Origin of the sequence: Mycobacterium rhizamassiliense, assembly GCF_900157375.1 — a bacterium.
Classification (GTDB): Bacteria; Actinomycetota; Actinomycetes; order Mycobacteriales; family Mycobacteriaceae; genus Mycobacterium; species Mycobacterium rhizamassiliense.
This window is the reverse complement of sequence record NZ_LT721901.1, coordinates 1871420-1885194: the sequence shown is the minus strand read 5'-3', so window position 1 is coordinate 1885194 and position 13775 is coordinate 1871420. Positions and strand designations below refer to the sequence as shown.

At 66.8% G+C, this 13775-nt stretch carries 17 protein-coding genes and 1 tRNA gene; 6 read left to right on the top strand and 12 right to left on the bottom strand.

Features of this window, described 5'->3' with window-relative positions; genetic code table 11:
* Positions 1-3: 3 nt before the first annotated feature.
* Positions 4-1884, bottom strand: a complete 1881-nt coding sequence (locus MRAB57_RS09075) for an alkyl/aryl-sulfatase (protein WP_173814010.1) — start codon at positions 1882-1884, stop codon at positions 4-6.
* A 168-nt stretch (positions 1885-2052) separates the two neighbouring features.
* Between MRAB57_RS09075 and MRAB57_RS09070 the strand changes: the two genes are divergently transcribed.
* Positions 2053-2529, top strand: a complete 477-nt coding sequence (locus MRAB57_RS09070) for a lipoprotein LpqH (RefSeq protein WP_077087265.1) — start codon at positions 2053-2055, stop codon at positions 2527-2529.
* Here the strand turns inward: MRAB57_RS09070 and MRAB57_RS09065 are convergent.
* The 5 genes from MRAB57_RS09065 to MRAB57_RS09050 form a co-directional block, all read right to left on the bottom strand.
* Positions 2522-4048 carry a sensor histidine kinase gene (locus MRAB57_RS09065; RefSeq protein WP_077087264.1) on the bottom strand — a complete coding sequence of 509 codons (1527 nt, stop codon included), beginning with the start codon at positions 4046-4048 and terminating at the stop codon, positions 2522-2524. The genes MRAB57_RS09070 and MRAB57_RS09065 overlap by 8 nt on opposite strands.
* The gene (locus MRAB57_RS09060; RefSeq protein ID WP_077087263.1) at positions 4026-4730 is read right to left on the bottom strand and encodes a response regulator transcription factor; all 705 of its coding nucleotides are present in this window, start codon (positions 4728-4730) and stop codon (positions 4026-4028) included. The genes MRAB57_RS09065 and MRAB57_RS09060 overlap by 23 nt, the downstream gene beginning before the upstream one ends.
* 155 nt (positions 4731-4885) lie before the next feature.
* The gene (locus MRAB57_RS28775; protein ID WP_173813922.1) at positions 4886-5041 is read right to left on the bottom strand and encodes a DUF6131 family protein; all 156 of its coding nucleotides are present in this window, start codon (positions 5039-5041) and stop codon (positions 4886-4888) included.
* 11 nt (positions 5042-5052) lie between these two features.
* The gene (locus MRAB57_RS29125) at positions 5053-5289 is read right to left on the bottom strand and encodes a hypothetical protein (protein WP_077087262.1); all 237 of its coding nucleotides are present in this window, start codon (positions 5287-5289) and stop codon (positions 5053-5055) included.
* 128 nt (positions 5290-5417) lie between these two features.
* Positions 5418-5828: a MarR family winged helix-turn-helix transcriptional regulator gene (locus MRAB57_RS09050; RefSeq protein WP_245835883.1), complete on the bottom strand. Its 411-nt coding sequence runs from the start codon at positions 5826-5828 to the stop codon at positions 5418-5420.
* An 87-nt stretch (positions 5829-5915) separates the two neighbouring features.
* On the opposite strand from MRAB57_RS09050, the gene MRAB57_RS09045 reads away from it, so the two are divergent.
* On the top strand, positions 5916-6866 hold the full coding sequence (locus MRAB57_RS09045; RefSeq protein WP_077087260.1) for a quinone oxidoreductase family protein: 951 nt from the start codon (positions 5916-5918) through the stop codon (positions 6864-6866).
* Here MRAB57_RS09045 and MRAB57_RS09040 read toward each other — a convergent pair.
* Positions 6856-7797, bottom strand: a complete 942-nt coding sequence (locus MRAB57_RS09040) for a class I SAM-dependent methyltransferase (RefSeq protein WP_077087259.1) — start codon at positions 7795-7797, stop codon at positions 6856-6858. The two genes, MRAB57_RS09045 and MRAB57_RS09040, sit on opposite strands and share 11 nt — an antisense overlap.
* A 165-nt stretch (positions 7798-7962) precedes the next feature.
* Between MRAB57_RS09040 and MRAB57_RS09035 the strand changes: the two genes are divergently transcribed.
* Positions 7963-8958, top strand: coding sequence for a phosphotransferase family protein (locus MRAB57_RS09035; protein WP_245836079.1), 996 nt, complete (start codon positions 7963-7965; stop codon positions 8956-8958).
* A gap of 3 nt (positions 8959-8961) precedes the next feature.
* On the opposite strand, the gene MRAB57_RS09030 is transcribed toward MRAB57_RS09035, so the two are convergent.
* The gene (locus MRAB57_RS09030) at positions 8962-9909 is read right to left on the bottom strand and encodes an aldo/keto reductase (protein ID WP_077087257.1); all 948 of its coding nucleotides are present in this window, start codon (positions 9907-9909) and stop codon (positions 8962-8964) included.
* Positions 9910-9996: 87 nt separating this feature from the next.
* Positions 9997-10587 (bottom strand): TetR/AcrR family transcriptional regulator, encoded by a 591-nt coding sequence (locus MRAB57_RS09025; protein ID WP_077087256.1) that lies wholly within the window; start codon positions 10585-10587, stop codon positions 9997-9999.
* Positions 10588-10653: 66 nt separating this feature from the next.
* Between MRAB57_RS09025 and MRAB57_RS09020 the strand changes: the two genes are divergently transcribed.
* Positions 10654-11130 carry a hypothetical protein gene (locus tag MRAB57_RS09020; RefSeq protein ID WP_077087255.1) on the top strand — a complete coding sequence of 159 codons (477 nt, stop codon included), beginning with the start codon at positions 10654-10656 and terminating at the stop codon, positions 11128-11130.
* Between the two features lie 39 nt (positions 11131-11169).
* Complete coding sequence (locus MRAB57_RS09015; protein ID WP_245835882.1) at positions 11170-11439, top strand: hypothetical protein; 270 nt, start codon at positions 11170-11172, stop codon at positions 11437-11439.
* Here the strand turns inward: MRAB57_RS09015 and MRAB57_RS09010 are convergent.
* Together MRAB57_RS09010 and MRAB57_RS09005 are read right to left on the bottom strand one after the other, a co-directional pair.
* Complete coding sequence (locus tag MRAB57_RS09010; protein ID WP_077087254.1) at positions 11436-12332, bottom strand: TIGR03619 family F420-dependent LLM class oxidoreductase; 897 nt, start codon at positions 12330-12332, stop codon at positions 11436-11438. The genes MRAB57_RS09015 and MRAB57_RS09010 overlap by 4 nt on opposite strands.
* A gap of 89 nt (positions 12333-12421) precedes the next feature.
* A complete protein-coding gene (locus tag MRAB57_RS09005; protein WP_077087253.1) occupies positions 12422-13045 on the bottom strand; it encodes an NADPH-dependent F420 reductase in 624 nt (207 codons plus the stop codon).
* A gap of 89 nt (positions 13046-13134) precedes the next feature.
* On the opposite strand from MRAB57_RS09005, the gene MRAB57_RS09000 reads away from it, so the two are divergent.
* Positions 13135-13626 (top strand): MarR family winged helix-turn-helix transcriptional regulator, encoded by a 492-nt coding sequence (locus MRAB57_RS09000; RefSeq protein WP_077087252.1) that lies wholly within the window; start codon positions 13135-13137, stop codon positions 13624-13626.
* A 45-nt stretch (positions 13627-13671) separates the two neighbouring features.
* Here the strand turns inward: MRAB57_RS09000 and MRAB57_RS08995 are convergent.
* Positions 13672-13744, bottom strand: a tRNA-Arg gene (locus tag MRAB57_RS08995).
* Between the last annotated feature and the right edge of the window lie 31 nt (positions 13745-13775).

Here is a 13775-nt window from a genome sequence, read left to right as displayed (position 1 = left end):
AACCTACGGCGTGACGATGTCGAAGTCCGGCTTCGGCCGGTCCAGCGCGCCGATCAGCGACTGAAGGGCCGACTCGTCGCCGGAGAGCTCGAGCCCGGGCGAGCTGAAGTCGCCAAAAGCCGCCTGCAGCAGCCGAACCTTGTTGGCCAGCTTGAGCGTAACGCTCGCCGAGGCGAAGTCCGGCGGGAGCTCGCGGTAGACCAGCACGCCGTTGCGCAGGGTGAGCCGGTAGTTCGCGCCCGAATCTTCGAATGAAAAATCGAAGGCAAGGTCGAGGTCCCAGCTGCGGGGCCCGTTGACCGCGATCGCGAGGCTGTCGAAGATCTGCTCCGGTGACAGCTGAGAGATCATGGTCGACGACGTGACCTGCCCCGCGGTGCCGAAGTTGCCCTCGCGCAGTTCGGTCGCCCCGCTCATGAAGAAGTTTCGCCACGTCGCGTTTTCGGCGCCATACGACAGCTGCTCCAGGGTGTCGGCGTAGAGCGCGCGCGCCACCGCATGGTCGCTGTCGGTGAACATCGCGTGATCCAATAGTGTCGCCGCCCAACGGAAATCGCCGGAGTCGAACGCCGACTGGGCCAGCTCGACGACGCGGTCGATGCCGCCCATCGCCTCGACATAGCGGGGGGCCAGGGCCTCTGGGGGATGCGGCCACAGCCGGCCCGGGTTGCCGTCAAACCAGCCCATGTAACGCTGGTAGACGGCCTTGACGTTGTGGCTGACCGAACCGTAATAGCCGCGCGCGTGCCACGCCTGGTCCAGGGCAGGCGGCAGCTGGAACATCTCGGCAATTTCCACACCGGTGTGCCCCTGGTTGAGCAGCCGCAGCGTCTGGTCGTGCAGGTAGGCGTACAGATCCCGTTGCAAACCAAGGAATTCGGCGATGCTGTCGCGGCCCCAGGTCGGCCAGTGGTGGGAGGCGAACACGACGTCGGCGTGTTGGCCGAAGCGGTCGATGGCCTCGGTGAGATAGCCCGACCAGGCGTGCGGGTCGCGAACGAGCGCGCCGCGCAACGTCAGCAGGTTGTGCAGGTTGTGGGTGGCGTTTTCGGCCATGCACAGCGCACGGAAACTCGGGAAATAGAAATGCATTTCGGCGGGCGCTTCGGTTCCCGGCGCCATCTGGAACTCGATCTCCACGCCGTCGATGGTGTGCTTTTCACCGGTTGCCCGGATGTCGATGGTCGGCACGATGATCGCGACCTCGCCGTTGGATGCGGCCTGGCCGAGCCCGCAGCCGACTTGGCCCTGCGGCCCGCGCTCCAACTTGCTGCCGTACATGTACGTCGCGCGGCGGAGCATGGCGGGGCCCGCGTAGACGTTCTCCTGCACGGCGTGTGCGGTGAAGCCTTCCGGCGCAAGCACTGCCACCTTGCCGGCGTCGACGTCGGCCTGCGAGGTGACACCCAGCACGCCGCCGAAATGGTCGACGTGGCTGTGGGTGTAGATCACGGCGACGACGGGACGGTCACCACCACGGTGGGTGCGGTAAAGATCCAGCGCCGCGGCGGCCACCTCGGTGGAGACCAGTGGATCGATGACGATGATCCCGGTGTCGCCCTCGATGAAGCTGATGTTGGAGATGTCGAAGCCGCGGACCTGATAGATGCCGGGCACCACCTCGTAGAGGCCCTGTTTGGCGTTGAGCATCGACTGCCGCCACAGGCTGGGATGCACCGAGGTCGGCGCGGGGCCCTCGAGGAAGGCGTACGAGTCGTTGTCCCACACCACGCTGCCGTCGGCGGCCGTGATGACGCACGGCGAAAGCGCCGCGATGAACCCGCGGTCGGCGTTGTCGAAGTCGGTGGTGTCGTGGAACGGCAGGTCATGGTCACGGTGCGCCGACTCGATGACTGCGGTGGGGGGTTTGTGGTCCACGGCAATACATTGCCATTAACGCACCCTTGCCCGAAAGGACTCGTTGCGAGCGGACCGGTTAACCGGAACGAAACAATTTGCTGCAACCCCTTTTATACGGCCCGGCAAACGCGGCATACTGCCCAGATGGCCCTCCACCCTCGGAGGACCGCTATATCGGGCAAAGGAGCACAGGTGAAGCGTGAACTGACCATCGGGATAGCCGCCGTGGCGATTCTGGCCGCCGGCATTTCCGGCTGTTCGGACAAGAAGTCGAATTCGAGCGGCAACGGGGCTTCGGGCACCACAAGTGCGGCGTCAACCGGAGGTGGCGGGCCGAAGGTGACCATCGACGGCAAGGACCAGAACGTGGCCGGCTCGGTCGTCTGCACAACCGCGGGCGGCAGCGTCAACATCGCGATCGGCGGGGCCGCGACCGGTATCGCCGCCGTCCTGACCGACGCCAACCCGCCCGCGGTGAAGTCCGTGGGGCTGGGCAACGTCAACGGCGTGACACTGGCCTACACCGACGGCACCGGCCAGGGCAATGCCTCGGCGACCAAGAGCGGCAACACCTATAAGATCAGCGGCACGGCCACCGGCGTCGACATGGCCAACCCGATGCAGCCGGTGAACAAGCCGTTCGAAATCAATGTGACCTGCTCTAGCTAACTGATTCAAGAGGTTCCGCGGGCGGTTGCCACCCATTGAGTGGCAACCGCACCGTGAACTCCGTGTGACCCGGTGAGCTGGCCACCGAGATGGTCCCGTTGTGCGCCTTGACAACTGCGGACACGATCGCCAGTCCCAGCCCGGTGCTGCCGCCCTTGCGAGAGCGGGAAGTGTCGCCGCGGGCGAATCGTTCGAATACCTCCGACTGAAGCGCGGTAGGAATGCCCGGGCCGTTGTCGATCACCCGCAACACGCTCTGCGTCGGCTCGGTGCTCAATCTGGTCGTCACGACCGTCCCTGCGCCGGTGTGGATCCGGGCGTTGGCAAGCAGATTGGTCAGCACCTGGTGTAGCCGGGCCGCGTCACCGGTGACCATCACCGGCTCCTCGGGCAGGTCGAGTTCCCACTGGTGATCCGGTCCGGCGACGTGCGCGTCGCTGACGGCGTCCACCGCCAGGCGCGACAGATCGACCGGTTCGCGCTCCAGCGGCTGGGCGGAGTCCAGACGCGCCAGCAGCAGCAGATCTTCGACCAGCCGCGTGATGCGCTCCGTCTCGGAGGCCACCCGGCTCATCGCGTGCGCCACCGCCTCGCGGTCGTCGCCCATGCGCTGGGTGAGTTCGGTGTAGCCGCGGATCGCGGCCAGCGGGGTGCGCAGCTCGTGGCTGGCGTCGGCGACGAACTGGCGCACCCGGGTCTCGCTGGCCTGCCGCGCCTCCAGCGCCGCCGCGACGTGGTCCAGCATCCGGTTGAGCGCCGAGCCGAGCTGGCCCACCTCGGTCGACGGGTTGGCGTCCCCCTCCCGAACCCGCACCGGCAGTTCGACTTCGCCGCGGGATAGCGGCAGGTCGGCGACCTTGCGCGCGGTTGCGGCGACGCGACGCAGCGGGGCCAGCGCCCGTCGGATGATCACCAACCCGGCGATGGTCGCGGCGGCCAGCGCGACGGCCGTCACGATCCCGAAGATCACCAGCATCCGCACCGACGTGGCGTCGACGTCACTCATCGACAGACCGGTCACGATCAGGTCGCCGCCGCGCCGGCTGGGCGCGGCCACCACGCGGTAGCGGCCCAGGCCGTCGAGATCCAGCGTCGTCGGATTGCGGCTGCCCGAGATAGCCGCAAGCTGAGACTGGGCCTTGTCGCTCAACGCGGCCCGGGTGCCGCTACTGGTCAGATAGCCGGCGTCGACCGTCGTGCCCTCGCTGACCACGGCGGCCACCATCCCCGCCGGCTGGCCGGGGGCGTCGAGAAAGCGCGGGCCGGGGCCCGGGCGCGGATAGTTGGAATGCTCGTGATGCCACCCCGGCCGATTCGGTTCGGGATACATCAGCGCCGAGCGATACGAGGCCGCCCCGAGCTGCGTATCGAGCTGCTTCATCAAGTTCTGGTTGAGCGCGAGTTCTGTTGCCGCCGTGATCCCGATGCACACCAGGGCGAGCACGACGAGCTGCCCGACCAGAAGCCGAAGCCGAAGCGACCAGACTCGCCGTGACTTAGCGGGCTGGCTTGAGGACATAGCCCGCACCGCGCAGCGTGTGGATCATGGGCTCGCGACCATTGTCGATCTTCTTGCGAAGGTACGAGATGTACAACTCGACGATGTTGGACCGACCGCCGAAGTCGTAGCTCCACACACGGTCGAGGATCTGCGCCTTGCTCAGCACTCGCTTGGAGTTGCGCATCATGAACCGCAGCAGCTCGAATTCGGTGGAGGTCAACGAGATTGGCTCGCCGGCGCGGGTCACCTCATGGCTGTCCTCATCGAGCACCAGGTCGCCGACGACGAGTTGCGCGCCGCTGTCGACGGTCGTCACGCCGGTGCGGCGCAACAGCGCCCGCAGCCGCAGCACGACTTCTTCGATGCTGAACGGTTTGGTGACGTAGTCGTCGCCGCCCGCGGTCAACCCGGCGATGCGGTCTTCGATCGCATCCTTGGCCGTCAGCAACAGCACGGGCAGCTGGGGATTCTCTTCGCGCAGTTTATGTAAGACGTCGAGGCCGCTCATGTCGGGGAGCATCACGTCGAGCACCACCACGTCGGGCCGCTGAGCGCGGGCCGAGGCGATTGCCGACGATCCGTCGCAGGCGGTCGCGATGTTCCAACCTTCATAGCGCAGTGCCATCGACACCATCTCGGCCAGCACGGACTCGTCATCGACCACAAGCACATTGATCGGGTTGCCGTCCGCGCGGCACATGACAACTCGCTCTACTGAGGTCCGGGGCTGCGTCGTCACACCTTCAAGTATCCGCGCGTTACTGGGCCGCCGCTATGACATTTCTATGCGTGTCCTGTGAAAAAGGTGGCGTGCCTGCTGAGCAGGCACGCCACCTTCATTTCAAGCTGCTGGCGTTAGTACCAGTACCGCCTTCCGCCCACCGGACGGCCCACCGAGCCAAGGATCCACAGGATCGCCCCGATGACGAGCAGGACGATGCCGATCGTCCACAACAGAGGGATCGCGAAGATATATCCGAGGATGAGCAAGACAACGCCTAAGACGACCATGACGCCTTCCTTTACATGAGATGAGCTAGGCCACTGGGCATCGAACTAGGCTGCGGCACATGGCAATCCTTGACTTTCGGGTTGACTCCCCCGTAATTCAAGGGCCCTGCGACCACAGTTAGCGCGATGTTTCCCGCTGTGACGCAATCGGTTTGCCCAGTCTTGAAGTAGTCGCGCTGCCACGCCGCGAAGACTCCAATGAGCAGCCACACCAAGACGATCGCGCCGATCATTCCGCGACCACGCATCGTGACCTCCGTTGTGTTTCGAGAACTGACATTCCCGTGGCCTAGCGATACCCATTGGACTCATGTCTAAACCTCGCTCGCAAACTCCGAGCCGACCGAATCGGCGACCCCTGGTCGCCCTCGTTCCGTTACTGGTCAAGGAGTTTGGCCAGTAGCGCGGTCAGCCGTTTCCGCTCGCTGGAGGTCAGCCGATCGGTCATCGGGGCCAGCAGATCACCGATGTCGACGATGACGCGCGTCTCCATGCGCCGCGCCTCCGCGGTGAGGCTGACCCGCACCGAACGAGCGTCGGCGGTGTCGGGGGTTTTGCGCACCAGCCCACGCTGAACCGCGCGGTCGATCAGCCCGCTGACCGTCGAGCGCTCCAGCCCGAGGTACGCCGCCAGCTCCGCCATCGCCGGTTCGCGATCGCGCAGGATCCCCAGCATCCGGAGCTGCGTCAGCGACATGTCCTGTTCGGCCGCAACGCGACTCAACGCCGCGATCACCGTGAACGACGTCTGCACCAACCCGTCCCTGAGGTCGTCCATCGCATCCATGCTGGAGATCATAGCTTGAAATAGTTCGTAACACCATCTAAATTAGTTCGTGTTACCATCTAAATCCTTAGTCCGAGGAGCCCCGCCATGTACGCCGCCGTCGTCACCAGCTTTGACAGCCCACCCGCCTACCGGGAATTCCCTACCCCCATGCCGCGGACCGGCGACGAGCTGATCCTCGATGTCGTCGCATCCGGCCTGCACCGGCGGGTGCGCTCGCAGGCCGACGGCTCGCACTACACCAGCTCGGGCGAGCTTCCCCTGGTCCCGGGCATCGACGGCGTGGGACGGGGACCCGACGGCACGCTGCGCTACTTCGTGCTGCCCGATACGACGATGGGCGCGATGGCCGAGCAGACCGTGATCGACCAGCGCCGCAGCGTAGTGCTGCCGCAGGGTGCCGACCCCATCCTGGTGGCGGCGGCCATGAATCCGGTGATGTCGTCGTGGATAGCCCTGCGCCGGCGCATCGCCTTCGAGCCGGGCCAGTCCGTCCTGGTCCTGGGCGCCACCGGGAGCTCGGGCCGGATGGCCGTCCAGGTCGCCAAGCGTCTCGGAGCCGGCCAGGTGATCGGCGCCGGGCGCGACGCTCAGCGGCTAGCCGCCGTCGGCGACCTGGGAGCCGACACCACGGTCCGGATCGACAACGCCGCTGCGGTAGGCGAACTCGCCGGAGTGGCGCGCGATGTCGATGTCGTCATCGACTACCTGTGGGGTCCGATCACGGCCGACCTGATGGCCGGTATCGCCCGCAACCGTACCGATCAAGGAAAGCCGCTGGCCTGGATCGAGATCGGCTCGGTCGCCGGCGCGACGGCCGAAATCCCCTCCGCCGCACTGCGAGCCATGCGCCTACAGGTCGTCGGCAGCGGACAAGGATCCGTCCCCACTCGCGACATTCTGGCCGAACTACCCGACCTTGCCACCGAAATCAGCGGCGGCGACTTTCAGCTCGATGCGCGGCCCGTTCCTCTCGCCGATGTCGAATCCGCTTGGGGCGAAACCGAATCAAGCGAGAGGATCGTGTTCACGCCTTAGCGCGTGCGGAGACGAATTGGGTGGGCGGCATCGCGTCCTCGGCCCCCGGCGGGATGGTGCGGTTGTAGCGGGCCATCAGCTCCGGGAAGCTGAGCGACAAGACAGCCCAGCCGCGCTCGCGCAGCCAGCTGTCGACCGGGGTGCGCTTCTCCGGGTACCAGAGTTCGTCGAAATCCGTTATCTCGGTATCAATCAGCTTCGCCGCCGTCGCCCGGATGCGCTGATTGTCCTCGCGCTGTCGCCGCACCTTCTCGGGATCGTTGAATCCCTCACCCGGCACGTTGGAAGCCAGCCAGCTGCCCGGGGCGCTGAGGGAGACGATGCGCTCGAACAACAGGTCCTGGGCCTCGGCCGGCAAATAACGCACCAGCCCCTCGGCCGACCAGGCGCTGGGCGCCGACGGATCAAACCCGGCTTCCTGCAACGCCTTCGGCCAATCCTGGCGCAGGTCTATCGCGATGTTCACCAGCCGCGCCTTCGGGCTGGCGCCGTGCTCACGCAGCGTGGTGCCCTTGAAGTCCAGCACCTTGGGCTGGTCCAGCTCGTAGACCACCGTGCCGTCGGGCCACGGCAACCGCCAGCTACGGGAGTCCAGGCCGGACGCCAGGATCACCACCTGCCGCACCCCCGCGTCGGCCGCGCCGAGGAAGAACTCGTCGAAGAACGCCGTGCGGGTCGCCATGAAGTCGACCATCAGCTGGAGCCGGTTCTGCACGTCCGGTTCGCTCTCGATCAGCTTGGCCTTCAGTGCGGGGTCCGCGTAGACCGTCCACATCCCTTCGCCCACGGCGTCCAGGAACACCCGGGCGAACGGGTCGCTGATGAGCGGGTTCTCGCTCTCGGTTTCCGCGGCTCGGGCCGCGGCGACGCCAAGCGCGGTGGCCCCCACGCTTTGAGTGATGTCCCAGGAATCGTCATCGGTACGCGGCATCGCTACTTACCTCCAGCCTGATAGTCGGTTGCGTTCACTATTCTTCCAGGGCCGAGCTCCAGCGGCTTGCCACGGGCAGGGCTTGGGCGGCGACCTGCTGTTTCCGCCCGCAGAGTAGGTTCACACCACGTGGAGCAGGTGGACTTAGCAGCCGTCGCGGAATGGATGTCTCAGCAGGGGCTGGGCGAGGGACTACTGGAGGACGTCGCCGCCGTCACCGGTGGCACGCAGAACGTCATGCTGCGGTTCACCCGGTCGGGCCGGCCCTACGTGCTGCGGCGCGGGCCGCGCCACCTGCGGCCCCGCAGCAACAGCGTGATCCTGCGGGAGACCAAAGTCCTTGCTGCACTGGCCGGTTCGGACGTGCCACATCCCCGCCTGATCGCCGCGTGCGACGACACGAGCGTGCTCGGTGACGCCGTCTTTTACCTGATGGACCCGGTGGACGGATTCAACGCCGGCGAGGGCCTGCTGCCGCTGCACGCGGGCGACGCCGGTATCCGGCACGGCATGGGCCTGTCGATGGCCGAGTCGCTGGCCAAGCTGGGCGCCATCGACCACGTGGCCGTCGGTCTCGCCGACTTCGGCAAACCGGACGGCTTCCTGGAACGCCAGGTGCCGCGCTGGTTGTCGGAGCTCGAGTCCTACAACGAGTACGAGGGCTATCCCGGGCCGGAGATCCCGGGGATCGAGGAGGTGTCGGCCTGGCTGGAACGCCACCGGCCCACCAGCTGGTTCCCGGGCATCATGCACGGCGACTACCACGCCGCCAACGTGATGTTCTCGCGCACGGGGCCCGACGTCGTCGCCATCGTCGACTGGGAGATGTGCACGATCGGCGACCCGCTGCTGGACCTGGGCTGGCTGCTGGCCACCTGGCGCCAGGCGGACGGGACCGCGGTGTTCAGCCACGCCCTGGGCGGGCAGGAGGGGTTGGCCAGCACCGACGAGCTCTTCGCGCGCTACGCCGAAAACACCACGCGCGACCTGTCCCACATCACCTGGTACACCGTGCTCGCCTGTTTCAAGCTGGGCATCGTGATCGAGGGGACGCTGGCGCGTGCCTGCGCCGGCAAGGCTGAGAAGGAAGTCGGAGATCAGCTGCACGCGGCCACGGTGCACCTGTTCGAGCGGGCGCTGCGCATGATCGACGGCGAGTAATCCCTAACTGCCCGAAGGCACTTCGGCGAAACCGGGTTCGCCCGCGTCCGCCACGGAGTTGAACCGGTAGCGCGTCACCAGACTCTCGTTGATCTCCTGGATCGCGCTGTCGGGCAGCGTGGTCACGTCGAAGTTCTCGCGAATGCGCGCGGGGTTGACCGATCCGGTGAGAACGGCACTGCCGCGCTGGATGCCCCACGCCAAAAGCACTTGCGCGGGGGTCTTTCCGAACCGCTCCGCCATCGACACCACGAGCGGGTCGTCGAGCAGCCGCGGCTCCAGCGCGTGCCCGAGCGACGCGAACGCCAGCAGGACGATGTCCTGTTCGGTCAGGTACTCGTTGAGTTCCCATTGCGGGTGGTAGGGGTGCGACTCGACCTCCACGACCGCCGGCTTGATCCGGGCGGTGTTCACCACGCGGCGGGTGGTATCGACGTCGATGTCGGACAGGCCGATCGCCTTCGTAAGTCCTTCGTCGACAAGGCTTTCCATCGCCGCCCACGTCTCCTCCAGCGTGACCCCGTCGTCGCGGATGACGGCGCCGTGCACGTCGCGCGGGTCCTGGTCGTCGCCCGGCTTGAAGGCGAACGGCGTGTGCACCAGATACAAGTCGACCGCGTCGACCCCGAGCCTGCCGAGGCTGGCCTGCAGCGCGGGGCGAACCCGTTCGGGTCGATGGTTGTTGTTCCACAGCTTCGTGGTCACGAACAGGTCGTCGCGCCGGACCTTGCCTTCGGCGAACAACTCTTTGAGCGCCGCTCCGACCTCCGCCTCGTTACGGTATCGCTCGGCGGCATCGAGATGGCGGAAGCCCTCCTCGACCGCGACCTTGACCGCAGCTCGTGTCTTGGTGTTGTCCGAAAGCGACGTCCCGAAGCCGAGGGCGGGAATCTCACCGCCGCCGTTGTTCAGGGCTAGCTTGCGCTGATTCGGGTTGATGATCTGTGTCATGGCAGCGTCCTTAGGTCGTGATCATAATAGATGACCAGTCGTCTAATTAACAAGTGTGACGGCGGACGAATTCCGGCCCGGTCAGGGTCAGCGCAGCAGGGCCGGGATGGTGACGGCTTCGAACCGGTCGTAAGGCGCGCGGCTGCGGGTCACTTTCCCGCGCAGGGCGGCGCCCTCCCATGCCTCGATCAGCAGGGCGGCGAGCTTCCCGGCGTCGAGGTCGTCGCGGATGCCGTCGGGGCCGCCCTGGCCCGAGCGCACGCACGCCGTCAACGCCTCGTTCCAGCCGTCGAGAATGCTCAGGAGCTCGGCGCGGACCGCCTCGCTCGAGCCGCCGAGTTCGAGGGACAAGTTGCCGATCAGGCAACCGAGCAGAAAGTCGCCGGCCTCATGGTCGTCCGCGAGCGCATGGAAGAAGCGGCCGATCCGCTCGCGCGCCGCGTCGTCATCCCCCAGGATCGGGACGAGCCGGGCCTCGATATCGGACCAATAGTGTTCGAGGATCGCCGCACCGAACGCCTCTTTACTAGGGAAATACGCGTAGAACGATCCCTTGGGCACACCGGCCGCGCCGGTGACGTCCTTGACTCCGGTGGCGGCGAATCCGTGCGCGTGCACCAGGGCGAGGCCCGCGTCGAGCAGGCGGCGGCGCACCTCAGGATTCGGCGGGCGCGGCATGAAATCGATAATAACCGACTGGTCACTTATATGGCCGGTTGACGCCGACCCACTAGCATCGCGGTCGTGCCGTCCAATCCAGAGAATCGCGACTTCTACTCCGAGCACACCCAGCCTGCGAACTACGGCGGGGGCGATTACGACTCCGAACCCCCCGAGCCGGAGACGCCGTGGTACCGGCGCCCGGTGGCGCTGATCGTGGCCGGCGGGGCCGGGGCGGGCCTGCTCGCCCTGCTGGTGGCCGGCGCGTACGTGCTGCTGAGCAAGCCGAGCGAGGGTCCCGCGCCGGCGCCGACAACCACGTCCGCCCCCGCCGCGACGACCACCACCGCGGCGGAGCCCACGCGGCACCACCCGTCAGGAGGCGGCGGTGGCGCGGACACTCCTCCACCCCAAACGGTCACCGAGACGGCCCCGCCGCCGAGCACCGACACCCCCACGACGACGGTCCCGACGACCACCGCTGCCCCGAGCACGGAAACCAGCACGGTGACTCAGACCGTGACGGTGCCGACGCGGCGACCGTTCCAGCCCCGCCCGTAGCCACAGCTCACCCGCGGCGACCCAGGTAAGGTCGAAGCCGTGGCAACGGCGTCGGAGAAAAATCCGGAACCCAAGGGCCTGGTCGACTCGATCGGGCGCGGCCTGGCGCGCCTGCGAGAGACCCGCCTGGATCTGCAGACCACTCCCCTGCGCGAGATGCGGCTGGAGCTGCAGATCGTGTTCTTCGCGATCAAGACGCCGCTGGGCGCGGGCACGACCGTGCGGATCCCCGCGCTGGTGATGCTGCGTCGGGTGGGATCTTCGGACCTCGGCCAGCTCAATGGCGGTCCGGTTCAGGACGACAACTAGCGGACGAGTTCGCTCCGTCGCTCAATTACCTGGCTTGCGAAGTCAAGCATCTGGTCAAGGCTCGAGAACATTGCGAAGGCATCCACGATCGCCTCATCAGCACCGGACCCGGCGAGGCGCTCGAGCCTGTCGGTGACCGACTCGACGGACGTGCCCGGTTCGAGGTTGATCCGCATGGCCGTCTTCAGCGCGTCAGGATCGCGGCCGGCGTCCTGCGCCGCCCGCCGCGCAATCGACCACAAGTGGTCGGTGACGTCAGCCTGCAGCCCCTCGACCCCAAGCCAGCCGACGCCGCTGCGGCCCACCCGGCGCATCGCGGCCTCGCTGGCACCGCCGATCCAGATCGGCGGACCGCCGGGCTGGACTGGGCGCAGGTCGGCATGGACCGGCGGCAGCGAGAAGAACTCGCTGTTCCAGGACACTGGGGTGGTCGTCCACCACTCGCGCAGGAACGCCAGCAGGTCATCGAGCATCCGCCCCCGTCGGCGCCAGTCCGCGCCGCGGGCGATGTCGTGTTCGTCCTTCATCCACCCGACGCCCACGCCGACGTCGAGGCGGCCTTCGCTGAGCACGTCGAGCGTGGTCAGCAGCCGGGCCAGGTGCACCGGCTCGTAGTAGAACGTGCTGAGCGTGCTGGCGTTGAGCCGCATCCGAGTCGTCGCGGTTGCGGCGACCGTCCATAGCAGCACCGGATCGAGGTAGCGGGTCATCTGCGCCGGGTACGGCTGCTCCTTGCCCGGATAGGTGCTGTGCATATCGACCGGTGTGACCAGGCGATCGCCGACCCACAGCGAGTCGTAGCCGAGGTCCTCGAGTGCGCGGCAGAACGCGCTCAGAGCAGTCGCGCTGCTGATAGCGGGCCCGACGATGGGAAGTGCGAAACCAAGCTTCATCGCGAGAATCCTTTCGATGATTCATCAACCATTATTTGGAGCGCACGGCGCCCCTGTCCGTACACGGCCGGGACCGGAAGCGGTGCGGGTCAGGCGGGAACGCTGGCGCCGAGGGCGAAGTCGTAATTGCCCACCCCGTGGCTGGCGAGACCCATCATGACCAGGCCCGTTCCTTCCAGCCAGTGCGCCATGTTCAGGCCCCCGACGTCGAGCGGACGCAGCCCCAGGCTCTCGATGAACTCGGCCACGCTCGCCTTGGCACGCGCGTCGTCGCCGGCCATGAAGACGTCAAGCGGCCGGCCCTGGGACAGCACAGCACCGAAGATGGTGTTGAACGCCTTCACCACGCTGGCGCTGGCCGGTCCGGCCTTCGCGACTTCCTGCGCGACCGAGGTGTCGTCGGGGATGGCCAGCCCGTCGGCCGTGGGATTGAAGGGGTTGCTGATGTCGACGATGACCTTGCCCGCGAGGGCGTCTCCGTACTGGTCGATGACCGGAACGACGTTGGCGTACAACACGGAAACGATGACGATGTCCCCCGTGGGAACGGCGCCGAACTCTCCCGTTGTGGCGCTGCCGCCGAGGGCCTCGGCCAGGTCGGCGGCCTTGGCCGGATCGCGGCCAATGACCTCGACGACGTTGCCGCCCGCTACCGCCAGCGCGCCGATGGTGCGAGCCATGTTCCCGGTGCCGATGATGCTGATGCTGCTCATGAGGTGTCCCGTCTAGGTTGGAAAGGTTGACATCTCAACCGTATGTTGTGTTTGTTGATGCGTCAACCAATCGGGTAGGATGGCAGCTGATGGAACCGAACTGGCTGAGCCCTCCTGAAGACCGCGCCTGGCGGGCCTTCCGGCACGCGCATCATCAGCTCGACGTGCACCTGAGCCGGGGCCTGCAGAAATCGGGCCTGTCCGGCGCCGATTACGAGATCCTGGCGGTGCTCTCGTCTCACGACGGGGACCGCATGCCAGCCCGCGACCTGTGCAACACGCTGGGCTGGGAGAAGAGCCGCGTCTCTCATCAGGTGCGGCGCATGCAGCAGGACGGGCTGATCTGCCGCGAGCCCAACCCCGACGACGCCCGCAGCACGATGGTTTGCCTGCTGCCGGCCGGCCGCGCCGCCATCGAGAAGGCCGCGCCCCGGCACGTGGAGGACGTCCGCCGGAACTTTGTCGACCTACTCTCCCCGGCTGAGCTGGAGATGCTCGCCGCCCTCAACGAACGAGTCCTGCGGCACCTCAGTGAAGACAACGACGCCGAAGGCGAGCCCTCGTCAGCCAGGGGGTCTTGATCGGGCCGTCTGATCCGGGCAACCGACCGGGTGTGCGAAAGTGAGTGCGCCCGAAGGGATTCGAACCCCCAACCTTCTGATCCGTAGTCAGATGCTCTATCCGTTGAGCTACGGGCGCCTAGTTCTTCAGTTGTATCCCCGAAGGGATT